Below are 24271 nucleotides of genomic sequence, written 5' to 3' on the forward strand. Positions count from 1 at the left end.
TCGACCGATTCTAACGGACGGCGCCCGAGCGTTCCGGCGCTGCTACTCGCTGAACGGCTTGGAGCAGGTGTACTGGTTGGCTGTCTGGCCGTGCACCGTCGACGGGAGGTCGACCGTGCCACCGGCATCCGTCGAGCCGTCGGTGGAACCGTCGGCTGGAGCCTCGGTCGCGGGGGCCGTGGAACCGTCGGTGGGCGCGGTCGTCGCCGGGGTGTCGGTGGCCGGAGCGTTCGGGTCGGCCTCGGAGCCGACGCCGGTGTCGCCGGTCAGCGCGATCGACTGGTCGTTCTGGAGGGCGCTGAACAGCGCAGTGGCCGCGTCTTCGGTGGGGGCCACGCCGCCGTCGACATAGTGGTTCGGGTATTGCACGAACACCACTTTGTTGAGGTCGATGTCTTTCAGCGCCACCGCCATGGATGCGATCGTGCCGATGTTGTTGAGGCTTTCGGAGAGACTGATGTTGCTCGTCGCAGCCTTGGCCAGGCCGTAGACCTTCACCGGGTTCGAGAGGGTGTCCGCGCTCTTGATCGTGCGCACGAGCGAGGAGAGGAACACCTGCTGGTTGCTGATGCGGCCGAGGTCGGAACCGTCGCCGACACCGTGGCGGGTGCGCAGGAACGCGAGCGCCTGGCTGCCCTGCAAAGTGTTCTGGCCGGCCTTCACGTCGAGCCCGGTGTATGGGTCGGTGATGTCGCCGGCGACACAGACGGGAACACCGCCGACGGCGTTCGACATCTCGATCACGCCGTCGAACTCGATGACTCCTGCGTAGGGGATGGTCATGCCGGTGAGCTTCTCGACGGTGAGCACCGTGCACGCCAGGCCGCCGTAGGCCAGCGTGTTGTTGATCTTCTGGCGGCTCATCGCGTCGTACGTTCCGCCCTTGCCGTCGGGGCATGCGGGGATGGGCACGTACATGTCGCGGGGAAAGCTCACGACCGTCATGTTCTTGTGGTCGGCGGAGACGTGGAGCAGCATCGTCACGTCGTTGAGGTTCTCGCCGCGCTCACCATACGAGGCGTTGCCGCCACCCGAGTCGCTTCCGGCGAGGAGAACGTTGAAGGCGCCGTCGATCGCGCCCACCTGCGGGATCGGCTGACCCTTGGCGTCGACCAGCTTGACCGGCGCTTTGAGGCTGGAGGTCACATCCCACAGCGCATAGGCGGCCACGGAGACGCTGCTGACCGACACGACGCCGATCACGGCGACGAGCATCATGAGGATGAAACGGAACGGGCGATGCTCTTTCAAGCGGCCGTGGCGCGCGATGGTCGGACCAGCCGATGTCTCTTTCGCACGCAACTCGGCGCGGGTGGGCAACTCGCTCATTCACTTCCTTCCAGGGGTCTTGCGTGCGTCGCACGGCTTTCCAGAGTCGCAGATCACCCTGGCAAACTTCTGGACACACGCGCAAGAAGTGCTGATCACAGGTGATCGAGCAGCTGCGCCAAACCATCTTCCACGACCGGTGCCGTGACCGAATTGGCCACCGCTTTGACCTCATCCGGAGCCTGCCCCATCGCGACGCCCCGGCCTTCGGCGGCCGCCCAGGTGAGCATGTCGATGTCGTTGCGGCCGTCACCCACGGCCACCACGCGGGAGAGCGGGATGTCCAGCGCCGCTCGCACCCGTTCGAGCGCGGTCGCCTTGTTCACGCCTTCGGGAGCGATGTCGAGCCACGCCGTCCAGCCGATGGCGTAGGTGACCTTGTGCAGGCCCATCCGCTCGACGATGGAGAGGAACTCCTCCTCGTCGTGCTGCGGAGACACGACGACGACGCGGGTGGCGGGATGACGGGTCAGCTCCTCGAACGGCACCTCGATGCCGTTCGCGAGCTCCCACTCGCTCATGCCCTCGGTGTAGCGCCGGAACCCTGTGCCGTCTTCGACCATGAAACTGCCGCTCGGCAGGAAAGGCCGGATGGTCTCCAGCACCTCCGTGGGATCGAACACCTCCACGAACTCACGACGGTAACCGTCATCGGCGGTGTCGTCGCGTTTCATGGTGACGGCGCCGTTCGCGCACACCACGAACTCGCTGTCGAGGCCGAACCGTTCGTGGATGCCGCGGGCGGTCTCCCAGCTGCGGCCGGTGGCGAGCATGACCTCGTGGCCTGCGTCGCGAACGCGGGCCACAGCCGCGAGCACGGCGTCGCCGACCGTCTCGTCTTCATGGATGAGTGTGCCGTCGACGTCGAGCGCGATCAGTATGCGGTTCTCGTGGCTCACCGTTCGATCGGCTCCAGCACCTCGAGGCCACCCAGGTAGGGGCGCAGCGGCTCCGGCACGATCACCGAACCGTCGGCCTGCTGGTGTGTCTCGAGGATGGCGACGAGCCAGCGGGTCGTCGCCAGCGTGCCGTTGAGCGTGGCGACCGGGCTGGTCTTGCCGCTCTCGGTGCGGTAGCGGATGTCGAGCCGCCGGGCCTGGAACGTCGTGCAGTTGGAGGTCGAGGTGAGCTCGCGGTACGCATCCTGCGTCGGCACCCAGGCTTCGACGTCGTACTTGCGCGCGGCGCTCGAACCGAGGTCGCCCGCGGCCGTGTCGATCACCCGGTAGCTGAGACCGAGCGACTGCAGCATGTCTTCCTGCAACTGCAGCAGGCGGGCGTGCTCGGCTTCCGCCGCTTCGGGCAGCGTGTAGACGAACATCTCGAGCTTGTTGAACTGGTGCACCCGGATGATGCCCCGGGTGTCTTTGCCCGCCGAGCCGGCCTCGCGGCGGTAGCAGGTGGACCAGCCGGCGTAACGGATGGGCTCGGTCACGTCGACGATCTCGTCGGCGTGATACCCGGCGAGCGCGACCTCGCTCGTTCCCGTGAGGTAGAGGTCGTCGGCCGGCAGGTGGTAGATCTCGTCGGCGTGGGCGCCGAGAAAGCCGGTGCCCTGCATGATCTCGGGCTTCACGAGCGTCGGGGTGATCATGGGGATGAACCCTGCGGCGAGCGCGCGATCGAGCGCCATGTTCATCAGCGCGATCTCGAGCCGGGCGCCCACGCCGCGCAGGTAGGAGAATCGCGCGCCGGAGACCTTGGCCCCTCGGGCCATGTCGATGGCGCCGAGCAGTTCGCCGAGTTCGAGGTGGTCTCGCGGCTCGAAGTCGAACGTTGGCTTCTCGCCCACGGTTCTCAGCGTGACGAAGTCGTCTTCGCCGCCCGCTGGCACCCCGTCGATGATCGGGTTGCCGATGCTGCGCAGCACCTCGGTGAAGCGAGCGTCCGCCTCGTTCGATGCGGCCTGCGCCTCTTTCACCCGGCCCGCGAGGCTCTGCGCCTGAGCGACGAGCTCCTTCTTCTGCTCCTTGGGCGCCGCCGCGACCTGCTTGCCGAATGCGTTCTGCTCGGCACGCAGCTCTTCGAAGGCCGCGATCGCCGCCCGACGCTCCCGGTCTGCCTGCAGAGCCTGGTCGACGAGTTCGACGGAGTCGCCCCTCGCCTCTTGCGATCGCTTGATGACGTCGGGGTTTTCGCGGAGGAGCACTGGATCGATCACCCCGACAGCTTATCGAGCGCGTCCGACGCATTCGGGGTTATCCACAGGGAACGAGTAGCGTGAACGCGTGAGCGATCGGCCGAGCATCCCCAGCGGACCCGTCGCCGTCGTCTACAACCCGATCAAGGTCGACATCGCCCGGGTGAAGGCGGCGATCGAAGCGGCCGCCGCCCGAGCCGGCGTCGCCTCGCTGATGTGGTTCGAGACGACCGTCGAGAACGAAGGCCAGCAGCAGACGCGCGACGCCGTCGCGGCCGGTGCGACCCTCGTGATCGCGGCGGGCGGCGACGGCACCGTGCGGGCGGTCGCCGAAGCGGTGCGCGACACGGATGCGGTGCTCGCCATCCTGCCGTCGGGCACCGGCAATCTGCTCGCCCGCAACATCGGGATCACGCACTCCAGCGTCGAGGTCGCGTGCGCGATCGCCTTCGAGGGTGCGACGCGCGCGATCGACATCGGGCTCGCGGTCACCACCGGAGTGCACGGGGAGAAGAAGGAGCACACCTTCCTGGTGATGGTCGGCCTCGGCATCGACGCGGCGATGATCGCGAACACCCGGCCGCGCCTCAAGCGCCGGGTCGGCTGGCTCGCCTACGTCGACGCCGGGTTCCGCGCGCTTCCCCGGGCCCAGAAGGTGCGCGTCGGCTACGCGCTCGACGACGGAGAACCGCGCTCCGCGCACGTGAGCACCATCCTGGTGGCCAACTGCGGCACGCTCCCGGGCAACATCGTGCTCATCCCCGACGCGCTGGTCGACGACGGGATGCTCGACATCGCGATCATGCAGCCCAAGTCGATGTTCGGCTGGCTGATGATCTGGCGCAAGGTCACCTGGGAGAACCGGGTGCTGCGCAAGACGGCGCTCGGTCAGCGGATCATCCGCATCACCGACCGCGCCGTGCGCACGGAGCTCAGCTACCTGCGCTCCGGGAGCGTGCAGCTGACGGTGGAGGTGCCCGAGCCGTTCGAGCTCGACGGCGACGGATTCGGCGAGGTCGTCGCCGTGGATCTCACGGTCCACCGGCGCGGGCTGAAGGTCAGGGTTCCCTCGGCGGTCTGACCGGTCGCCGCTCCACGGGCGAACGACCCTCCCAGGCGATGGCGCGCAGCACGACCGCACCGACGGCGCTGACGAGCGCGAACGTGACGGTCGGAGCGCTCAAGAGCTGGGCCAGACCTGTCGACAACGATCCCGCAAAGAGGTACGACGTGCGGGCGTCCGGGTAGTTCGCGACGGGCACGATCACGCAGATCGCGGCGCCGACGGCGAACACGATCGACACGGCCACCAACAGGCGAGACGTTCTGAGCAGTGCGCGGGTCGCGGCGGGCATCCGGAGCCGCCCTCAGTAGCTCTCGCCGGCACCCGGCGCCGTGGTCCGATCGGCTGCTCCCTCGGCTTCCGAGGAGTGCCGACGCGTACGCGAACGGAGCGCGGTGAGCAGCACGAGCGCCACGATGGTCGCCAGGCCGACCATCACGAGAGGGCTGGCGAGCATCCACCCGACCTGGCTGAACACGAGCGTCGAGACGTCTTGCGAGTCGGCGGTCGATGTGTACGAGGTGTAGACCGAGACGGCGTAGAGCAAGACGCCGAGAACCACGAATCCGCCGCCCATGATCCACAGCGCCAAGAAGTACGGGTTGCGCCGCGGCGACAGCTCGGCCCGTTCGAGGATGCTCGCCCCGGTGATCACCACGGCGGTGTCGCTGCGGTCGAGCGGGCGCCACCCGTCGGGGGCCGCGTCGTCTTCGTCGTCGTCGAAGGGAACGCTGGATGCGCCGAAGCCGAGCGCTTCGAGTTCGGGCGGCAGCGCCGACCCCGCGCCGGACACTGCGGCTGCGGCTGCGGCTACATCGGCTGCCTCGGCCTCGGCGCGGTCGAGCGACGCGGCGTCGGATGCGGCCCAGGAGTCGTCGCGCGGCGCACGCGGGGCGCGCGGAACACGCGGCGGGCGCTGATCGGCCGGGGCGCCGGCGGCCGGGCGCCGGAACGGGGAGTCGTCGGCGACGGTGCGGAGGCGGGTGCGGCTCTCCTCGCCGGGGCGGGGAGAGTATCCGCGCTGAAAGGCCGGGTCGTAGTTCGGGTCGAAAGCGCCTTCCGAGGATGCGGACGCTGCGGCCGGTGCGGCCGGTTCTGTGGCGCGCGCGGTCGGGGCCGCGTCTGCGCTCGGGGACTGGCCCACCGCATCCGGAACGCCGCCGGCACCGCTGCCGCTCTCGCTCTCGCTCTCGCGACGGTCGTGGTTCAGAACCATGGCGCCTCCTCGCTTCTGGCTCGCAGCCTACCCCCGCACGATCAGCGTGTGCGGTCGGCGTCCGGCCCCGGTTCCGGGGCGGTGAGTGACGCGAGCCACTCGCGCGCCTCGGTGAACACGTCGTCGCGGTAGCGGCGGTCGTAGTCGACCGCGGCGCCGTCGGCGCGAGGGTAGGAGCCGAGGAAGATGACAGCCGGGCTGAACCGGCGGAGGCCGAGCAGCGCATCCGCCACCCGCTCGTCATGGATGTGGCCGTCGGCGTCGATCACGAACCGGTAGCGCCCGAGGGCGTCGCCGATCGGCCGGGACTCGATGAGGCTGAGGTTGACGCCGCGGGTCGAGAACTGTTCGAGGAGATCGAGCAGGCTTCCGGGGCGGTCGTCGGGAAGCTCGGCGACGAGGCTCGTCTTGTCGGCGCCCGTCGGGGCGGGCACGCCGCGGTCGCGACCGACGAGCACGAACCGGGTGACCGCGTTGGGGTTGTCGCCGATGTTCTCCGCCAGCACGACGACGTCGTGGTGGTCGACGATCGTGGGCGGGGCGATCGCGGCATCCGCGGGGCTGCCGTCGAAGAGCGACGACGCGGCCGCCACGTTGCTCGACGCGGGCAGGTGTCCGTGATCGGGCAGGTTCGCGTCGAGCCACTGGTGCGTCTGGCCGTAGGCGACCGGATGCGCGTTCACGAGCTTGACGTCGGCGAGCGTCGTGCCGGGCCGGGCGACCAGCACGAAGTTGACGGGAACGAGGTACTCCCCCACGATCCGCAGACCGGGGATGGTCGCGAGTGCGTCCTGTGCGACCGACACACCGCCCTCGATCGAGTTCTCGATCGCGATCATCGCGGCGACACTGCGACCGGCGACGACGTCGGCGAGAGCTTCGCCGACGTTGTTGACCGCGCGCCACTTCTTGCCGACGGCCTGAGGAACCTGCGCGAGGGCAGCCTCGGTGAAGGTGCCGGACGGGCCGAGAAAGCTGTAGACCTCTTCTGCGTCGTCTACGTCGGTCGAGAGCGCGGAGAGCGGATCGGCGGTGGGCTCGGCAGGATCGGACATGGCGATCAGCTTAGCCAAGCGCTTCTCCACAGTTCGCCCGCCGAGAAACTTACGCACATCATCGAGCAGCCCCTCTGGCGCGCCGGGCCCCGAGTGGAAGGATGGGGGCATGAACGAACGAGCTGGCACCCCCGCCCAGGAGTCCGACCTGATCGACGTCGACGCGCTTCGCCGTGCCTACTACGAGCTGAAGCCCGATGTGAACATCCCCGAGCAGCGGGTGGTGTTCGGCACCTCCGGGCACCGAGGCAGTTCACTCAACACGGCGTTCAACGAGAACCACATCGCGGCCACCACGCAGGCGATCGTCGAGTACCGCGCGTCGCAGGGCATCACCGGCCCTCTCTTCATCGGCGCCGACACCCACCTGCTCAGCGAATTCGCGATGACCACGGCCCTCGCCGTGCTCGTCGGCAACGAGGTGCGCGTGCTGGTCGACGAGTTCGACGATTGGGTGCCCACGCCTGCCGTGTCGCACGCGATCATCGCCTACAACCGGGCAGGGCACGACGACCAGGCCGACGGCATAGTCGTGACCCCGAGCCACAACCCGCCCACCGACGGCGGCTTCAAGTACAACCCTCCGCACGGCGGCCCCGCCGACACCGACGCCACGAGCTGGATAGCGAAGCGGGCGAACGAGCTCATCGCCGACGAGCTCCGGGATGTACGGATGAGCGAGCCGAGCGGTGTCGAAACCTACGACTTCCGGGGGCGCTATGTCGACGACCTCGAGAAAATTATCGACGTCAAGGCCATCAAAGAGAGCGGCATCCGTATCGGCGCCGACCCGCTCGGCGGCGCGAGCGTGCACTACTGGTCGGCGATCGCCGAGCGCTACGGGCTCGACCTCACGGTGGTGAACCCGACGGTCGACCCGACCTGGAGCTTCATGACCCTCGACTGGGACGGCAAGATCCGCATGGACCCCTCGAGTCCGTTGGCGATGGCCTCGGTGCTTCAGCATAAAGACGACTACGACATCCTCACCGGAAACGACGCCGACGCCGACCGGCACGGCATCGTCACTCCCGACGGCGGTCTGATGAACCCCAACCACTACCTCGCCGTCGCGATCGACTACCTCTACCGCACACGCTCCGGCTGGCGCGAAGATGCGGCCGTCGGCAAGACCCTCGTCTCCTCCTCCATCATCGACCGCGTGGCGGAGTCGCTCGGTCGCCGGCTGTGGGAGGTGCCCGTCGGGTTCAAGTGGTTCGTTCCCGGCCTGATCGACGGTTCGGTCGGCTTCGGCGGCGAAGAGAGCGCGGGTGCGAGCTTCCTCCGTTTCGACGGCTCGGTCTGGACGACCGACAAAGACGGCATTCTGCTGGCGCTGCTGGCGAGCGAGATCCGTGCCGTCACAGGCAAGACGCCGTCTCAGCTCTACGCCGAGCTCACCGAGAAGTTCGGCGACCCGGTCTACGAGAGGGTCGACGCTCCGGCCAGTCCCGCCGAGAAGTCTGCTCTGGGCAAGCTCGACGGAGACGCGATCACCGCGACCGAGCTCGCCGGCGAACCGATCACGGCCAAGCTCAGCCGCGCCCCCGGCAACGACGCAGCCCTCGGCGGCGTCAAAGTCGAGACGGCCCGGGCCTGGTTCGCGGCACGCCCCAGTGGCACCGAGAACGTCTACAAGATCTACGCGGAATCGTTCGACGGCGCCGACAATCTCCGCGAGGTGCAAGAAGAGGCCAAGCGCATCGTCGGGGAGGCGCTGGCTGGGGCGTGACGCGGCGCGCCGGCGCGCCTGGGCATGCACGGTGGGCGCGCACGGTGAACGCACGCGCCGGCACGCACGGTGCACGCACGCGTTGGCACGCCGGACGCGCGGCGCACGCGCGGCGCGCATCGTGTTCCGCCCGCCGCGGGTAGTGAACGGTGTGCGTGCCGGTCGGCAGGTGGATGCGCATCCAGCCCGGTCGCGCGGATGTTGGGCGCGAATGTGGCCGGTTTGCGCGCGAGCGGGTTCGCGAATGTGGCCGGTGGTGTCGAGACGAGCGTGAATGTGGCCGGTGCGGTCGAGTGTGGCCGGTATGCCGGGCACACTCGACCGCAGTGGCCACACTCGTTGGGGATGGCCACACTCGCGCGACCCCGCCACGCGAGGTCGGCCGGTCAGCCGGTCAGCCGGTGTACTGGGTGCCGCCGGGGACGCCGAAGAACTCTTCGAGGGTGGTGACGCCGGTGCGGTGCAGTTCGGTCGCCAAGGGAACGCCGACGAAGCGGAAATGCCAAGGCTCGAAGGTGAAGCCGGTCACGGCGACCTTGTCGGCCGGGTAGCGGAGCAGGAAGCCGAACCGGTAGGCGTTCGCGGCCAGCCAGACGCCTTGAGGCGTCTGCGCGAAGCACGCGTCGAGCGAGCACTTGGCGGGAACGGCACTGATGTCGACGGCCAGACCGGTCTGGTGCTCGCTGTGGCCCGGGCGCGCGGTGTCGGTGTCGGCGTAAACGCGCCCGTTACGGGCGACGTCGTCGTCGTAGACGCGCACCTGCGAATCGTACGCGCGGTATGCGCTCTGCACCGAGAACTCGAGACCGGCCTCGGCGCGACCGGCGGCGAAGAGGGCGAGAAGCGCATCCGCCGTCTGCTGCCGCATGGGCTGCCGGTTCATGTACGTGACGCCGGGGAACACCAGGTCGGCGGGAACATAGCCGACCGGGTTCAGCTGGCGAGGCTTGTTCACCACGACCCACGGGCTCGCGGGGTCATCCACCGACTGCGCGGTCTTGTCGAACGCGATCACGGTCGGCGTCGGAGTCGCTGTGGGCGTCGGGCGTTCGGCCGACGGAGTCGAATGCGGCGTGTGGTGATGAGAACCTCCAGGACTCTGCACTCCGGCCTGAGAAGGACCAGCCGCGCAACCGGTCACGACGAGAGCGGACAGCAGCACGGCGACCATCGGCGGCGTCCGCCGCATCGCGCGAACCCGCTTCGACCCGCGCTCCCGCCGCATCGCGGGGCGCCCACCCCCGGCACCGAACATCACACGGCCGAGCCTAGACCGGGCCGACACCACCCATACGCCGGGGCGTACCCCGCAAAGGGGTGACGGGCTACTTGGACAGGCTCCAGAAGTGACCGATGCCGCCCGGGTGGTCGACGGTGATCGCGTCGTCTAGGTCGCGGTAGTCGCTGTCTTCGTTGTGGCCGACCATCTTGATCTTGACCTGGCCGTTCACGTTCTCGACGGCCGAGACGATCTGCACGTGGTCGAGGGAGTCGTTGTCGTTCCAGTCGAACATCACGATGTCGCCGACCTTGATCTTGTCGCGCTGGTCGAACGAATACTCCGTGAGGCCGAGGGATGCGGCATTCGCGCGGAAGTACGCATCCATCGACGGCACGTAACCCCAGGCGGGGGCCCAGTCGCCGGCCGCATCCTTGTTGTACCAGTCGTCGTTCTGCGTCCACCCGCGCGCGATCAGGGTCTGACTCACGAAATTGGCGCAATCGCCGCCCACCGAGTTGAGGTCTCCCCACTCGGCCGTGTTGTAGTTCTTCCAGTACGTCATCGCGTAGTTGAGCTGCTTGTCGACCGGACTGGACACCTCGTACGAGTACGTCTTGCCGGTGGTGACGGCCTTGCCCGCGGCGGTGGTGACCGACACGGCCGCCTGACCGGGCTGGAAGCTGGTGGCGGCGGGCACGACGGCGACGATCTTGGAGTCCGTCGCCTTCTGCACGGCGGCAGTCTGCGAACCGATCTGCACGGTCTTCACGTCGTCGAGGTTGGTTCCGGTGATCGTGACGGTGCCGCCGGAGACGCTGCCGGCCGCGGGGCTGACCGTTGAGATCGTCGTGCCGGCAGGGGCCTTCGTCTCAGCCGTTCCGGCGACAGCCTTGACCGCGGGCGACGGCTGGCCAGCGCATCCGGTGAGCACAAAAGCGGTCGCCGCAGCGAAGCCGGCGATGGCGAGGATTCTGCGGGAAGTGGATGATCGTGAAATCGAACGCATGCGTCGTGGCCTTCGGGGGTGTGGCGGGCGAGAGGTCGGTTCGGGTTGTCGTCAACGGTACGCTTCGAGTCTTTGCGACACCTGAGTGGGGTGCGCGTGGCGCGCACACCGGCTCCATGCGTCCGCATCGATCCCAGCGCTGGCGCGAGGTTCGCCCTGGGCGAACAGCCACTCCAGGGGGAGAATCGTGTTGGATCACTGCTCACAGAGGGTGTAACTTTGCACTCTCCGCAATTTTTCTTTGCGCCCACATCGGTGTGATGCCCATGGCTCGGGTGTCCCCTTTTTCTACGACTCTCGACTCGGAGACTCATGTCAAGCCAAGCATCCCCGGCCCCGGCCGCCCCGACGAACGCGATCATGTCGCACCGGCAGATCCTGTTCGTCATCTTCGGCCTCATGGCCGGAATGTTCCTGTCCGCTCTCGACCAGACCGTCGTCGGAACCGCCATCCGCACCATCGGTGACGATCTGCACGGCCTCAGCCAGCAGGCGTGGGTGACCACCGGCTACCTCATCGTGTCGACGATCTCGACGCCCATCTACGGCAAGCTCTCCGACATCTTCGGCCGTCGCCTGCTCTTCATCCTCGCGATCGTCATCTTCGTGGCCGGATCGATCCTCGCCGTCTTCTCGACGTCGATGATCGAACTCGCCGTGTTCCGTGCCATCCAGGGTCTCGGAGCCGGTGGCCTCATGTCGATGCCGCTAGCGATCATGGGTGACATGCTCGCCCCCCGCGAGCGTGCGAAATACCAGGGATACTTCCTCGCGGTGTTCGGCATCTCGAGCCTGATCGGCCCACTGGTCGGCGGCCTGTTCGCCGGCGCGAACCAGATCCTGTGGATCGCCGGCTGGCGCTGGGTCTTCTTGATCAACGTTCCGATCGGCGTCATCGCGCTGCTCGTCGTGTTGCGATTCCTGCACCTGCCCAAGCACACACCCGGCTCGGTGAGGATCGACTGGTGGGGTGCGACGGCCGTGATCGTGGCGCTCGCCCCGCTGCTCCTCATCGCCGAGCAGGGGCGCGAGTGGGGCTGGGACAGCCCGGGCGCCTTCGTCTGCTACGTGCTCGGAGCTGTGGGCATCATCGCGTTCATCTTCATCGAGATGGCGATGAAAGACGACGCGCTCATCCCGCTCAAGCTGTTCCGCTCGTCCACGTTCTCGATGGCGACCATCATCGGTGTGTTCGTCGGTTTCGGGATGTTCGGCGCCATGCTGACCCTGCCGCTCTACCTCCAGCTGGTGCTCGGCTCCAACCCGACCGAGAGCGGTCTGCAGCTGCTGCCGATGATCCTGGGTCTGATGATCTCCTCGATCGCCAGCGGTCAGATCATCGCCCGCACCGGTCGCTACCGGCAGTTCCCCGTCATCGGAACGCTGTTCCTCGCCGGCGGGTTCTTCTACCTGACGTTCCTGCACTACGACGACTCGTACTGGTTCATCGCGGGAGCCATGCTCCTCATCGGTCTGGGACTCGGCCAGCTGATGCAGACGCTCACTATCGCGAGCCAGAACTCGGTCGGCCTGAAAGACATGGGTGTCGCGACCAGCGCCTCCACGTTCTTCCGTCAGATCGGTGGAACGCTCGGCACCGCGGTGCTGCTGTCGCTGCTGTTCTCGGTGTTCCCGGCGAATCTCACGAACTCGCTCACGAACGACGCGACGCTCACCAGCGCTCTGGATGCGGCTCTCGACCCGGCCGTGGCCAACGCACCCGAGAACAAGCAGATCATGTCCCTCGCCTACGACAAGTTCGTGACGCCGATCAAGGCTCAGTTGCCGCCCGGAACCGACCTGTCGAACGACGCCGTGCGCGAGCAGGTCGTGAAGCAGGCCGTCGACCAGATCAACGCCAACCCGACGAGCGGATCGAGCGATGCCTCCTCGGCCGGCAACGCGAGCCTCAACGACACGTCGTTCCTGAAGGGCGCAGACCCGCGACTGGCCAAGCCGTTCCTCCAGGGGTTCAACGCCTCGGCGGTGACCGTCTACTGGGTGGCGCTGATCGTGGTGCTGCTGGCGTTCGTGCTCACCCTGTTCTTCAAGGCTCCCCCGCTCCGCGCCAAGTCGGCGCTGCAGGAGGCGGCCGACGACAAGGCCGAGGCGGATGCAGAGACCGAGCGTGAGCGCATCAGTGTCGCCAGCGTGCTCGGCTCGGCGGCCGAAGACGACGAAGCCGCCGAACTGGACACGGGCGTGCTCGCCCACCGCGCGGCCGACGATTTCGGCGCCCTGATCGAGCCCGGCGCGAACACCGCATCCGTTCGCGCGCAGCGCCCCAAGGTCGATCCCGCGACCGACTGAGGTCACGATTAGATCACGGTCCTGACGGCCGTCGGCTCCCCTCCGGAGTCGGCGGCCGTCGCCGTTTTCCGGGTGCCGACTCGCGGCGAATCGAGCTTCGCGGGCCGCTGGAGGGTCGATCCGGCGCCGCGCGAACCGTCGCTCGTGTTGACACAGGGGCGAGTGCATGCATATGGTTTGACGCAACTCGTGAGAGCGCTCTCACGACATTTCGTGAGAGCGCTCTCTCCGAGGAAACACAAGACCACGCACACACACGCACACAAGGGAGTGACCGTGAAGTTCTCACGACGCACCAAGGTCGCTGCGGCCGTCGCCGGCGCAGCATCCTTCGCCCTCCTCGCAGCAGGATGTTCATCCAGCGGCGGGGACAGCGGCAGCAGCTCGAACCCGATCACATTGACCGTCACCACGTTCGGCACGATGGGATTCGACAAGCTCTACTCGCAGTACGAGAAGGAGCACCCCAGCATCAAGATCAAGGCCACCAACATCGACACCGGTGACAACGCCCTGACCGACTGGCAGACCAAGCAGGCCGCCGGAAGCGGACTGCCCGACGTGCAGGCCGTCGAGGAGGGCTGGCTCAGCAAGGTCATGCAGGTCTCCGACCAGTTCAACGACCTGAAAGACTTCGGCGCCTCCAAGATCGACAGCCGATGGGTCGACTGGAAGCTCAAGCAGGCCACCGACAAAGACGGCCGCGTCATCGGTTACGGCACCGACATCGGACCGGAAGGCCTCTGCTACAACAGCAAGCTGTTCGCCGCCGCCGGCCTGCCGAGCGACCGCGACGGCGTCGCGAAGCTGTTCGGTGGAGACTCCGCCACCTGGGAGAACTACTTCAAGGTCGGCGAGCAGTACAAGGCAGCCACCGGCAAGCCGTTCTACGACCAGTCCGGCTTTCTCTGGAACGCGATGGTGAACCAGCAGAAGGAGGGGTACTACACCACCGACGGTGACCTCAACATCAAGGACAACGCCGACCTCAAGGGTCTGTGGAGCCAGCTCGCCGCGGGCGCCGCTGCCGGCCTCTCCTCCAACCAGACCCAGTGGGACTGGGGCAAGGGCAAGGCGTTCACCGACGGCTCGTTCGCCACGTTCGTCTGCCCGGGCTGGATGCTCGGCGTCGTTCAGGGCCAGGTCAAGGCCGGCGGCGGAGACGCCACCACCGGTTGGGACTTCGCCAACGTCTTCCCCGGTGGCGCAGCCAACTGGGGCGGCTCGTTCCTGACCGTGCCGAAGCAGTCGAAGCACGCGAAGGAGGCCGCAGACCTCGCCGCCTGGCTGACCACCGCCAAGTCGCAGGTCGCTACCTTCCAGGCCGCCGGAACGTTCCCCTCGGTCACCGAGGCGCAGTCCGACCCGGGTGTCACCGGTGACAGCGACCTGACGAAGTTCTTCAACAACGCACCCCTCGGCACGATCCTCGCCGAGCGCGCGAAGGGCGTCGTCGCACAGTACAAGGGACCGGACGACTCCGTCATCCAGTCCCAGGTGTTCGGTCCGTCGGTGCAGCAGCTCGACTCCGGCAAGGCCAACGGCGATCAGGCGTGGGACAACGCCATGAAGCTGCTCGACCAGCTCGTCGTCAACAAGTAAGCAGAACCATCGGGGCCCTCGGATGCGGCACCACCGCATCCGAGGGCCCGCACTTGGGGAGATCATGACCACCGTCACCACGCCACCCGCCACGAGCGCGTCCGACAGGGGCCGCGGCGACGACCGCCGCCGCCCCGACCGCAACGACCGCGACGCCCGTCGAGCACTCACCTTTCGTCAGAAGCTGAACCGCTTCGACGTGAAGGCGTCGCCGTACTTCTACGTCGCGCCGTTCTTCATCCTCTTCGGTCTCGTCGGGCTGTTCCCGCTCGTCTACACGTTCGTCGTGTCTCTGAACAAGTGGAACCTGCTGACCGGGCCCGGCGAGTGGGTCGGCCTCGGCAACTACGTCACCGAGCTGAACGACCCGTTCTTCTGGAACTCGCTGTTCAACACGGTCAGCATCTTCTTGCTCTCCGCCATCCCGCAGCTGATCGGCGCGGTGTTCATCGCCGCCATCCTCGACCAGAACATCCGGGGCAAGACCTTCTGGCGCATGAGCGTGCTCATCCCCTACGTCGTGACCCCGGTCGCGGTGACCCTCATCTTCTCCAGCGCGTTCGACGAGAAGTACGGCCTCATCAACAACCTGCTGCAGTCGTTCCACCTCTCGCCGATCAACTGGAAGACCGAGACCTTTCCGTCGCACGTCGCCATCGCCTCGATGGTCAACTGGCGCTGGACCGGCTACAACGCGCTAATCCTGCTGGCGGCGATGCAGGCCGTGCCGCGCGACATCCACGAGTCCGCCGCGCTCGACGGCGCCGGGTCTTTCCGCCGGTTCTTCTCGATCACGCTGCCGAGCATCCGGCCGACCATGATCTTCGTGATCATCACCGCCACGATCGGCGGTCTGCAGATCTTCACCGAGCCGAAGCTCTTCAACCCGTCCAGTGCCGTACCCGGCGGCCCGCAGCGGCAGTATCAGACCACCGTGCTCTACCTGTGGGACATGGCGTTCAACCGCCAGAACTTCGGCAGGGCCTCAGCCATCGCCTGGCTGCTGTTCATCATCATCGTGCTGTTCGGCGTGCTCAACTTCTTGATCTCGCGGCGCATCGCATCCACCGAGAACAGGCTGCACAAGAAGCGGACGGCGCGGAAGATCGCGCGCCACCAGTCGGCGAGCGCCGCTGCCGGCGACCCCGCCACCGACACCGACACCGACATCACAGACGCTCAGACAGAAGGCGGCCTTGCCCTCGCGGCGGCCGCCGAGGAGAAGAGATCATGACCGCCACCGCTCCCCGCGTCCGCGAGACGGCGCGCGCACCGAAAGAACGGAAGCCCCGGCGCCGTGCCCTCGGCATCGACCGCCGCCCCGGATTCCTGACCTACGGCCTCCTCATCGCCCTGTTCGTGGGCGGCGCCTACCCGCTCTGGTGGTCGTTCGTCGCCGGCTCGAGCCCGAGCAGCGTGCTCTCCTCCACCTGGCCGCCCCTGCTTCCCGGCGGACAGTTCTGGACCAACGTCGGGCAGGTGCTCGACACGATCCCGTTCTGGCTCGCGCTCGGCAACTCGATCATCGTCGCCAGCGTGATCACCCTGTCGGTCGTCGCGTTCTCGACACTCGCCGGGTACGCCTTCGCCAAGCTGCGCTTCCGCGGACGTGAAGGCCTGATGGTGTTCGTGATCGCCACGCTGGCCGTTCCGACACAACTCGGCATCATCCCCCTGTTCATGGTGATGAAGCAGTTCGGCTGGACGGGAACACTCGGCGCGGTGATCATCCCCACCCTAGTGACGGCTTTCGGCGTGTTCTTCATGCGCCAGTACCTGATCGACGTGATCCCCGAAGAGCTCATCGAGGCGGCGCGAATGGACGGCGCCAACATGATCCGCACCTTCTGGCACGTCGGCGTTCCGGCCGCCCGCCCCGCCATGGCGATCCTCGGGCTGTTCACGTTCATGACCGCCTGGACCGACTACCTCTGGCCGCTCCTCGTCGTGCCACAGAACCCGACCCTGCAGGTCGCGCTCAGCCAGCTGCAGTCGGCCAAATACGTCGACTACTCGATCGTGCTCGCCGGAGCCGTGATGGCGACGATCCCCCTGCTCATCCTCTTCGTGCTCGCGGGCCGCCAGCTGGTCTCCGGCATCATGGCCGGCGCGGTGAAAGGCTAAGAATGACTCTCTCACCCACCACGTCCACCGGGCGCGAAGGCATCCGCACGCCCGCCGGGTTCGGCTGGCCCGAAGGATTCCGCTGGCCCGACGGCTTCTTGTGGGGCTCCGCCACCGCGGCGGCGCAGATCGAGGGCGCGGCCCATGAAGACGGCAAAGAGGACTCCATCTGGGATCACTTCGCCCGCATCCCCGGAGCGGTCGCCCAGGGCGATACGCCCGAGATCGCCGTCGACCACTACCACCGGATGCCAGAAGACGTCGCGCTCATGAAACAGCTCGGCCTGCAGTCGTACCGATTCTCGACCTCGTGGGCGCGCGTCGTTCCCGGTGACCGCCAGGTGAACCAGGCCGGCCTCGACTTCTACAGCCGGCTCGTCGACGAGTTGCTGGATGCGGACATCCTGCCCTGGCTCACGCTCTACCACTGGGACCTTCCGCAGGCGCTCGAGGATGCGGGCGGCTGGGCGAATCGCGACACCGCGTACCGCTTCCGCGACTACGCCGAAGTCGTGTTCGACGCCCTCGGCGACCGCGTGACCCACTGGACCACGTTCAACGAGCCGCTCTGCTCATCCCTCATCTCGTATGCGGCGGGCGAGCACGCGCCGGGTCGGCGCGAACCGCGCGCGGCGCTGGCGGCGCTGCACCACCAGCATCTCGCGCACGGTCTTGCGGTGCAGGCGCTGCGCGAGCGGGCGGCCGCGGGCACGGCGACTCCAGCCGCTGCCGACCTACGATTCGGCATCACGCTGAACCTCACCAACGCGGTGCCCGACGACCCCAGCGACCCGGTCGACCTCGAGGCCGCCCGGCGCATCGACGGGCTCTGGAACCGCATGTTCCTCGAGCCGCTCCTGCTCGGCAGCTACCCCGCCGACGTGATCGACGACCTGCGCGACCACGACTTCGAGTCGCTCGTGCACGACGGAGACCTGGAGACGATCGCGCAGCCGATCGACTTCCTCGGCGTCAACCACTACCACGACGACAACGTCAGCGGGCACCCGCTGCCGGCCGAGGCGGAGCCGGGGCTGACCCCGACCGACCGGCCGAAATCGTCGCCGTTCGTCGGCAGCGAATACGTCACATTCCCGTCGCGGCATCTACCGCGCACGGCGATGGGCTGGGAGATGAACCCCGACGGGCTGCGAACCCTGCTGGTGCGCCTCGGCCGCGAGTACCCGACCCTGCCGGCGCTGTACATCACCGAGAACGGCGCATCCTACGACGACGCGGTGGATGCCGACGGCCAGGTGCGAGACACCGACCGCGAGGCGTACATCCTCGCGCACGTCGAAGCGGTGCGTCAGGCCATCGCCGAGGGGGCGGATGTGCGCGGCTACTTCGTGTGGTCGTTCCTCGACAACTTCGAGTGGGCGTGGGGGTACGAGAAGAGGTTCGGCATCGTGCGGGTCGACTACGACACGCAGGAGCGGACCGTGAAGCAGAGCGGACACACGTTCGCGACGCTCATCGAGGCAGCCCACGCCGCGGCCGACCGCGTCTAGCATGGGACGACGGCAAGAAAGGTGACTCGATGACGTCGGAGCACGGAGCGGTGCCGACCCTGGAGGCGGTCGCGGCGCGCGCGGGCGTATCCCGGGCGACGGTGTCGCGCGTGGTCAACGGCTCCACCAAGGTCGCCCCCGACGTCATCGAAACGGTCACCCAGGCCATCGCCGACCTCAACTACGTGCCGAACCGCGCGGCGCGGTCGCTCGCATCCCGTCGCACGCAGGTGATCGCGCTGGTGGTGCCGGAGTCGACCGCCAAGGTGTTCGCCGACCCGTTCTTCGCCTCCATCGTGCAGGGTGTCGCCCTGCATCTCGCCGACACCGAGTACACGCTCAACATGGTCATCTCTTCGGAGCTCAACCCCGACAAGACCCGGCGCTACCTCATGGGCGGCAACGTCGACGGAGCGCTCGTGGTCTCGCACCACTCGGGCGACCACTCGTATGCGCAGCTCGGCAATTCGCTGCCGATCGTGTTCGGCGGGCGGCCGGTGAGCGACGCCGAGCACAACTCCTACTTCGTCGACGTCGACAACATCGCGGGCTCGGCCGGTGCCACCGAGCACCTCATCGAACGGGGGCGGCGTCACATCGCCCTCATCACCGGCCCGCAGGACATGCCCGCCGGTGTGGACCGGCTCACCGGCTGGCGCACCGCGATGGACAGGCACGGGCTCGACACGTCGATGGTCGAGTACGGTGACTTCTCGCCGGTCTCCGGGATGAACGCCATGCGCCGCCTGCTCGAATCGGGCCGCAGCATCGACGGACTGTTCGCCACCAACGACCAGATGGCGGCGGGGGCGTATTCGTCCATCCTCGAGACCGGCCGCAGCATCCCGGGCGATATCGCGGTGGTCGGCTACGACGACGACTACTTCGGGCTCACGGCCACGCCGCCGCTCACCACGGTGCACCAGCCGTCGATCGGCCTCGGGGAGACCATGGCCCGCGTGCTCGTGAAACGCATCGCCGGCGAGCCTGTAGACAGGGTGACCCTGTTGCCGACCGAGCTCGTGGTGCGGCAGAGCAGCTGACGCCCTGCTTCGGCCGAGTGTGGCCGAGTGTGGCCGTTGCGGTCGAGTGTGGCCGTTGCGGTCGAGCGTGGCAGGTGCGCCGGCCACATTCGACCGCACGAGCCACACTCGCGGGCGGCGCGCATCCTTTGCAGCGCATCCGATTCAGCGACGTGGCGAATGGGGTCAGAAGCACTCACTGTTGGACTCGATCAATCTGCGGTGCCAGGCTTGTACGTGAAGTTGGCACGGTCGCCGTCGGCGCGGCACTGTGCGACAGGCCAGCGGCACCTCCTCCTTCATTCGACTGACAGTCAGCCCGGCAGGGGTAAGGAGAACGAGGCAAGCGGATGTGCGACCTGAAGATCGAGATCGTGGCGAGGGATGAACTCGGGTCGATCGTGGCTCTCGTCACGCCCCACGGCGTGGTCGACGCGCGCACCGCTTCGGCCGAGATCGCCAGCGGACGAGCCAGGTACGTCGCCGGGCCGGACAGCTACGTGCGCGCTCCGATCAAGGCGATTGCGGCATCCGGTGGCGCGTATCTCTACGCCAACTGGGACGGCTCACGCCGCAACAATCTGCACGACCTGGCGACGATCGATCGCCGTCCGGCGACGCGCTCCGCTGTGCGCACGGCGTCCGGTCGGAGCGAGCGTGCGGCGCTGCCGCGACGGTCGACGTTCTGGTCGACGATCTTCCGCGCCTTCGGGCTCGACTGAGCCGTCCGCGCGCTCAGGCTCTCGCACATTTCCCGCCGATTGTGGCCGGTGCGGTCGAGAGTGGCCGGTGTGCCGGGCACATTCGACCGAAACGGCCACACTCGGGGAGAACGGCCACCCTCGGGCGCCCGACGGGCAGCAGGCGACGCGGATGGGCGGCGGGCGACAGGCGAGGGGCGACAGGGATGGGCGGCGGGCGACAGGCGACAGGCGACAGGGATGGGCGGCGGGCGGCAGGGCGGGCATCGGGGCAGAAGCCCGGCGAGTGTGACCGATCCGGTCGAATGTGGCCGGTGTGCCGGGCACACTCGACCGAAACGGCCACACTCGGGGAGAACGGCCACGCTCGCGGGCGGGCGCGGGCGGCGGGCGGCAGCCCGCGGGCGGGCGGCGGGCCGGCGTCAGGCGAGCGCGCGGAAGAGGCGGTTGCCGATGACGGCGAGGAAGAAGCCGACCGACACGATTGCGGCGACGCCGCCGGCGTAGGCCACGAAGAGGTGGCTCGACCCGGACTGGGCGGAGAAGTAGGTGACCAGGAGCGCGATCACGGCACCGGCACCGCAGATCGCGCCGATCCAGACGAGCGGCCACAGTTTCGCGCGCGCGGGATCGTCGGTGGTGGATGCGCGCATCCCGGCGAGCACGAGCCCAGCGAGGCAGGCCCAGAACGCGACGACGAGCATCCCGGCCACGACGTCGCTCGGCCGGTGCCACTGCTCGACGAGGGTGGATGCGCCGGCCGCGATGGAGAAGACCGAACCGATCACGGCGGCGAGCGGGCGGAGGCGGGGGCTGGCGACGAGGAACACGACGAGGGCCGCCGAGGCCGCGACCGTGGTGTGACCGGAGGGAAGCGAGTTGCTGAGGCCCGCATCCACACCCTTCTCCGGACGACTGAGGAAGGTGTACTTCAGCAGCTGCGTGCTGCCGTTGGCGAGGGCCGCGGCGGCGACGGCCACGATGAAGACCGTCCAGTTGCGCCGCACCGCGACGATGATGACGGCAGCGATGGCCGCGAGCACCACCGAGACCGCCGGCAGTGCGTTCAGGAAGGCGTGGGCGAACTCGATGAGATCGCCCTTCCACGCATCCGCGCCCGCGAACGCCCGCTCGTCGATGACCTGGCCCATGTAGCTGCGCACGAACACCAGGTACACCACCACGAACGCCACCGCACTGCCGAGCGCACCCCACACGAACGGGAGGGCGCGGAGGGCGGTTCCTGATGCGGTACGCATAGCAGACAAGCCTTCCATACGGCGCCTGGGAAAGGCCGCACGCCGACCTCGCGTGGGCCGGGAATCGTCACATCACGAAGTCGACGGGGGCAGCGGCGAAGCGCGTCCGCATCACCGCGATGGCCTCGGGATTGCGGTCCACCAGCAGGAATCGCCGCCCGAGCGCACCCGCCACGGCGCCGGTGGTGCCGCTCCCGGCGAAGAAGTCGAGCACCCAGTCGCCCTCGCGGGTCGACGCCTGCACGATGCGCCGCAGGATGCCCTCGGGCTTCTGCGTCGGATACCCCGTCTTCTCGCGGCCGGTCGGGGAGACGATCGTGTGCCACCACACGTCTGTCGGCAGCTTTCCGAGCTCCGCCTTCTCCGCCGTCACCAGGCCGGGAGCCATGTACGGCTCGCGGTCGACCGTCGAGGAGTCGAAGTAGTAGCGGTCGGGATTCTTGACGTAGACGAGGATCGTGTCGTGCTTCGTCGGCCACCGATTCTTCGACTTGGCGCCGTAGTCGTATGCCCAGATGATCTCGTTGAGAAAAGACTCACGACCGAACAGGGCGTCGAGCAGCACTTTGGCGTAGTGGGCCTCGCGATAGTCGAGGTGCAGATAGAGGGTTCCGTCGTCGGCCAGTACCCTCCACGCTTCGATCAGTCGCGGCTCCAGAAACTCCCAGTAGTCGTCGAACCGGTCGTCGTAGCTGAGCAGATCCCCCTTGATGCGCTCGTAGCTGCGGCCTTTGAACCCGGTCACGCTGCCGGAGCCGCCGTCGGAGCGAACCGAGGTCGTGCTCTGCCGGGCTTGCGATCTCCCGGTGTTGAAGGGCGGGTCGAGATAGATGAGGGTGAAGGATGCGTCGGGCAGCGCGACGACCACATCCAGGTTGTCGGCGTGCACGACCTGACTCGGCGCGTCGGGGTGCCAGAGTGCGGCTGGAACAGCATCCGCTGCGGTGGCTTCGTCTGGCATGGCACCCATTCTCGCAGTGCGCGGGGGCGACCGCTTGCGCGCGAAGGCTCGCGGGTTACCCTGGCGGCATGAGCCTCACAGTCGTGAAAGAACCGGACGCCTCCCGCTACGTGCTTCTGCGTGACGGCGAACGCATCGGCATCGCCGAGTACGAGCTGGGCGACGGCGTCATCGACTTCGTGCACACCGAGATCGACAAGGGCCAGCGCGAGAAAGGCCTCGCGTCGACGCTCGTGCAGCAGGCGCTCGACGACGTGCGCGACGACACCGATCTGCGGGTGGCGGCGTCGTGCCCGTACGTGCGGCATTGGCTGGGCGAGCATCCCGAGTATCAGGACCTCCAGCAGCGCGAGGCCGCCAGCGGTTCTCCGTCACCCCGGTGAGGCCGAGCGCCGTGGGCGGCGGCGCTCTGCTTGACACTGCCGGGCCGTGTGTTCGATAGTGAATCTACAACGTTGTTGGTAAACGTTGTAGACCACGCGACCACGACGAGGAAAAACACCACACAATGCCTGACTCCACCATCATCCTCGATCGCGCCCACACCGTCGGACCGGTGCGCAGCCGCACGTTCGGCTCGTTCGTCGAGCACCTCGGCCGCTGCGTGTACGACGGCATCTACGAGCCCGGGCACCCGACCGCGAACGAAGACGGCTTCCGGCTCGACGTGGTCGAGCTCGTCAAAGAGCTCGGCTCGACGACCATCCGCTACCCCGGCGGAAACTTCGTCTCCGGGTTCCGCTGGGAAGACAGCGTCGGCCCGCGCGAGCAGCGCCCGGTGCGCCGCGACCTCGCCTGGCACTCGCTGGAGACCAACCAGGTGGGGCTCGACGAGTTCTCGCGGTGGCTCAAACTGACCGGCTCCGAGCTCATGCTGGCCGTCAACCTGGGCACCCGCGGAATCCAGGCGGCCCTCGACCTGCTCGAGTACGCGAACCACCCCGCCGGCACCGCGCTGAGCGACCAGCGGATCGCGAACGGCACGCCGGAGCCGCACGACATCCGGATGTGGTGCCTCGGAAACGAGATGGACGGCCCGTGGCAGACCGGCTACCGCACCGCCGACGACTACGGCAAGCTCGCCGCACGCACCGCCGCCGCGATGAAGATGGCCGACAAAGACCTCGAATTGGTCGTCTGCGGATCCTCCGGCTCGGGGATGCCGACGTTCGGCGAGTGGGAGCGCATCGTGCTCGAGCACTCCTACGATCACGTCGACTTCATCTCGGCGCACGCCTACTACCAGGAGCGTGGCGGCGACCTCGGAACGTTCCTCGCGTCGTCGGTGGACATGCAGTACTTCATCGACACGGTCGTGGCGACGGCCGACCACGTCGGCTACAAGCTGAAGAGCAAGAAGAAGATCAACATCTCGTTCGACGAGTGGAACATCTGGTACCTCGACGAGCACCAGGCCTCCGACGAGATCAACGACGAGTGGCGCTATGCCCCGCGGCAGCTCGAAGACGTCTACTCGGTCGCCGACGCCGTCGTGCTCGGCAACCTCCTCATCACCCTGCTGAAGAACAGCGACAGGGTGCAGTCGGCATCCCTCGCCCAGTTGGTGAACGTGATCGCGCCGATCATGACCGAGCCGGGCGGTGGAGCCTGGCGGCAGACCACGTTCTTCCCGTTCTCGCTGACGAGCAGGCTCGCCCGCGGCTCTGTGCTCCGCCCGGTCATCGACTCGCCGACCTACGAGACCACCGGGCACGGCGACGCCGACATCGTCGACGCCGTCGCGACCTACGACGACGAGACGGCAAGCGGATCCGTCTTCCTGGTCAGCCGCGATCAGACCCAGGCGCGAACGGTGAGCATCGACGTGCGCGACCTCGCGGCGACGCGCATCCTCGAGTCCGTCACGCTCTCCGACGACGACGTGTACGCCAAGAACACCATCGACGACCGGAACCGGGTGGCCCCTCACGCGAACGACAGCGCGACACTCGAAGACGGCCGTCTGACCGTCGTGCTGCCACCCGTCTCGTGGACGGCGATCGCCTTCGCCTGATCGC

The 24271-nt window shown here is 67.7% G+C and carries 21 protein-coding genes; 11 read left to right on the plus strand and 10 right to left on the minus strand.

The genetic code is table 11. The features are described from left to right. Positions 1–42: 42 nt before the first annotated feature. The 3 genes from ACFVWR_RS01640 to serS all read right to left on the minus strand — a co-directional run bounded on the left by ACFVWR_RS01640 (position 43) and on the right by serS (position 3490). Entirely contained in the window at positions 43–1329 is a 1287-nt protein-coding gene (locus ACFVWR_RS01640; RefSeq protein WP_387207317.1) for an LCP family protein, read from the minus strand. Positions 1330–1424: 95 nt separating this feature from the next. Further along, a complete protein-coding gene (locus ACFVWR_RS01645) occupies positions 1425–2228 on the minus strand; it encodes an HAD family hydrolase (RefSeq protein ID WP_387207318.1) in 804 nt (267 codons plus the stop codon). After that, positions 2225–3490: a serine--tRNA ligase gene (serS, locus tag ACFVWR_RS01650; protein WP_387207319.1), complete on the minus strand. Its 1266-nt coding sequence runs from the start codon at positions 3488–3490 to the stop codon at positions 2225–2227. Before serS ends, ACFVWR_RS01645 begins: the two co-directional genes overlap by 4 nt. A 67-nt stretch (positions 3491–3557) precedes the next feature. Between serS and ACFVWR_RS01655 the strand changes: the two genes are divergently transcribed. Continuing rightward, complete coding sequence (locus ACFVWR_RS01655; RefSeq protein WP_387207320.1) at positions 3558–4550, plus strand: diacylglycerol/lipid kinase family protein; 993 nt, start codon at positions 3558–3560, stop codon at positions 4548–4550. Here ACFVWR_RS01655 and ACFVWR_RS01660 read toward each other — a convergent pair. From ACFVWR_RS01660 to pheA, 3 genes are read right to left on the minus strand one after another with little or no spacing between them, the layout of a single operon-like run. Continuing rightward, positions 4528–4824: a hypothetical protein gene (locus tag ACFVWR_RS01660; protein ID WP_387207321.1), complete on the minus strand. Its 297-nt coding sequence runs from the start codon at positions 4822–4824 to the stop codon at positions 4528–4530. The genes ACFVWR_RS01655 and ACFVWR_RS01660 overlap by 23 nt on opposite strands. Positions 4825–4836: 12 nt before the next feature. Then, positions 4837–5748, minus strand: coding sequence for a hypothetical protein (locus ACFVWR_RS01665; RefSeq protein ID WP_387207322.1), 912 nt, complete (start codon positions 5746–5748; stop codon positions 4837–4839). A 41-nt stretch (positions 5749–5789) separates the two neighbouring features. Continuing rightward, positions 5790–6803 carry a prephenate dehydratase gene (pheA, locus tag ACFVWR_RS01670; RefSeq protein ID WP_387207323.1) on the minus strand — a complete coding sequence of 338 codons (1014 nt, stop codon included), beginning with the start codon at positions 6801–6803 and terminating at the stop codon, positions 5790–5792. Between the two features lie 109 nt (positions 6804–6912). Here pheA and pgm point away from each other — a divergent pair, with 109 nt between their 5' ends. Further along, positions 6913–8535 (plus strand): phosphoglucomutase (alpha-D-glucose-1,6-bisphosphate-dependent), encoded by a 1623-nt coding sequence (pgm, locus tag ACFVWR_RS01675; RefSeq protein ID WP_387207324.1) that lies wholly within the window; start codon positions 6913–6915, stop codon positions 8533–8535. Positions 8536–8929: 394 nt separating this feature from the next. Here pgm and ACFVWR_RS01680 read toward each other — a convergent pair whose 3' ends face one another. Both ACFVWR_RS01680 and ACFVWR_RS01685 read right to left on the minus strand, forming a co-directional pair. Then, positions 8930–9790 (minus strand): M15 family metallopeptidase, encoded by an 861-nt coding sequence (locus ACFVWR_RS01680; protein WP_387207444.1) that lies wholly within the window; start codon positions 9788–9790, stop codon positions 8930–8932. Positions 9791–9860: 70 nt separating this feature from the next. Next, a complete protein-coding gene (locus ACFVWR_RS01685) occupies positions 9861–10763 on the minus strand; it encodes a DUF1287 domain-containing protein (RefSeq protein ID WP_387207325.1) in 903 nt (300 codons plus the stop codon). Positions 10764–11075: 312 nt separating this feature from the next. On the opposite strand from ACFVWR_RS01685, the gene ACFVWR_RS01690 reads away from it, so the two are divergent. From ACFVWR_RS01690 to ACFVWR_RS01720, 7 genes are all read left to right on the plus strand, one after another. Then, positions 11076–13073 carry an MDR family MFS transporter gene (locus ACFVWR_RS01690; RefSeq protein ID WP_387207326.1) on the plus strand — a complete coding sequence of 666 codons (1998 nt, stop codon included), beginning with the start codon at positions 11076–11078 and terminating at the stop codon, positions 13071–13073. Positions 13074–13349: 276 nt separating this feature from the next. Beyond that, positions 13350–14675, plus strand: a complete 1326-nt coding sequence (locus ACFVWR_RS01695; protein WP_387207327.1) for an extracellular solute-binding protein — start codon at positions 13350–13352, stop codon at positions 14673–14675. A gap of 64 nt (positions 14676–14739) precedes the next feature. Further along, a complete protein-coding gene (locus tag ACFVWR_RS01700) occupies positions 14740–15909 on the plus strand; it encodes a carbohydrate ABC transporter permease (protein ID WP_387207328.1) in 1170 nt (389 codons plus the stop codon). Then, on the plus strand, positions 15906–16799 hold the full coding sequence (locus tag ACFVWR_RS01705; RefSeq protein ID WP_387207329.1) for a carbohydrate ABC transporter permease: 894 nt from the start codon (positions 15906–15908) through the stop codon (positions 16797–16799). Before ACFVWR_RS01700 ends, ACFVWR_RS01705 begins: the two co-directional genes overlap by 4 nt. A gap of 2 nt (positions 16800–16801) precedes the next feature. After that, on the plus strand, positions 16802–18310 hold the full coding sequence (locus tag ACFVWR_RS01710) for a GH1 family beta-glucosidase (RefSeq protein WP_387207330.1): 1509 nt from the start codon (positions 16802–16804) through the stop codon (positions 18308–18310). A gap of 29 nt (positions 18311–18339) precedes the next feature. Then, positions 18340–19353 carry a LacI family DNA-binding transcriptional regulator gene (locus ACFVWR_RS01715; protein ID WP_387207331.1) on the plus strand — a complete coding sequence of 338 codons (1014 nt, stop codon included), beginning with the start codon at positions 18340–18342 and terminating at the stop codon, positions 19351–19353. A gap of 329 nt (positions 19354–19682) precedes the next feature. After that, complete coding sequence (locus ACFVWR_RS01720; protein ID WP_387207332.1) at positions 19683–20054, plus strand: hypothetical protein; 372 nt, start codon at positions 19683–19685, stop codon at positions 20052–20054. Positions 20055–20455: 401 nt separating this feature from the next. Here the strand turns inward: ACFVWR_RS01720 and ACFVWR_RS01725 are convergent, their stop codons facing one another. Both ACFVWR_RS01725 and ACFVWR_RS01730 read right to left on the minus strand, forming a co-directional pair. Then, positions 20456–21292: a phosphatase PAP2 family protein gene (locus ACFVWR_RS01725; protein ID WP_387207333.1), complete on the minus strand. Its 837-nt coding sequence runs from the start codon at positions 21290–21292 to the stop codon at positions 20456–20458. A 67-nt stretch (positions 21293–21359) separates the two neighbouring features. Further along, a complete protein-coding gene (locus ACFVWR_RS01730) occupies positions 21360–22253 on the minus strand; it encodes a DNA-methyltransferase (protein WP_387207334.1) in 894 nt (297 codons plus the stop codon). A 68-nt stretch (positions 22254–22321) separates the two neighbouring features. Between ACFVWR_RS01730 and ACFVWR_RS01735 the strand changes: the two genes are divergently transcribed. Then, positions 22322–22636 carry a GNAT family N-acetyltransferase gene (locus ACFVWR_RS01735; RefSeq protein ID WP_387207335.1) on the plus strand — a complete coding sequence of 105 codons (315 nt, stop codon included), beginning with the start codon at positions 22322–22324 and terminating at the stop codon, positions 22634–22636. A 125-nt stretch (positions 22637–22761) separates the two neighbouring features. After that, on the plus strand, positions 22762–24267 hold the full coding sequence (locus tag ACFVWR_RS01740; RefSeq protein ID WP_387207336.1) for an alpha-N-arabinofuranosidase: 1506 nt from the start codon (positions 22762–22764) through the stop codon (positions 24265–24267). Positions 24268–24271: the final 4 nt, after the last annotated feature.

Source organism: Leifsonia sp. NPDC058292 (genome assembly GCF_042880955.1).
GTDB lineage: Bacteria > Actinomycetota > Actinomycetes > Actinomycetales > Microbacteriaceae > Leifsonia.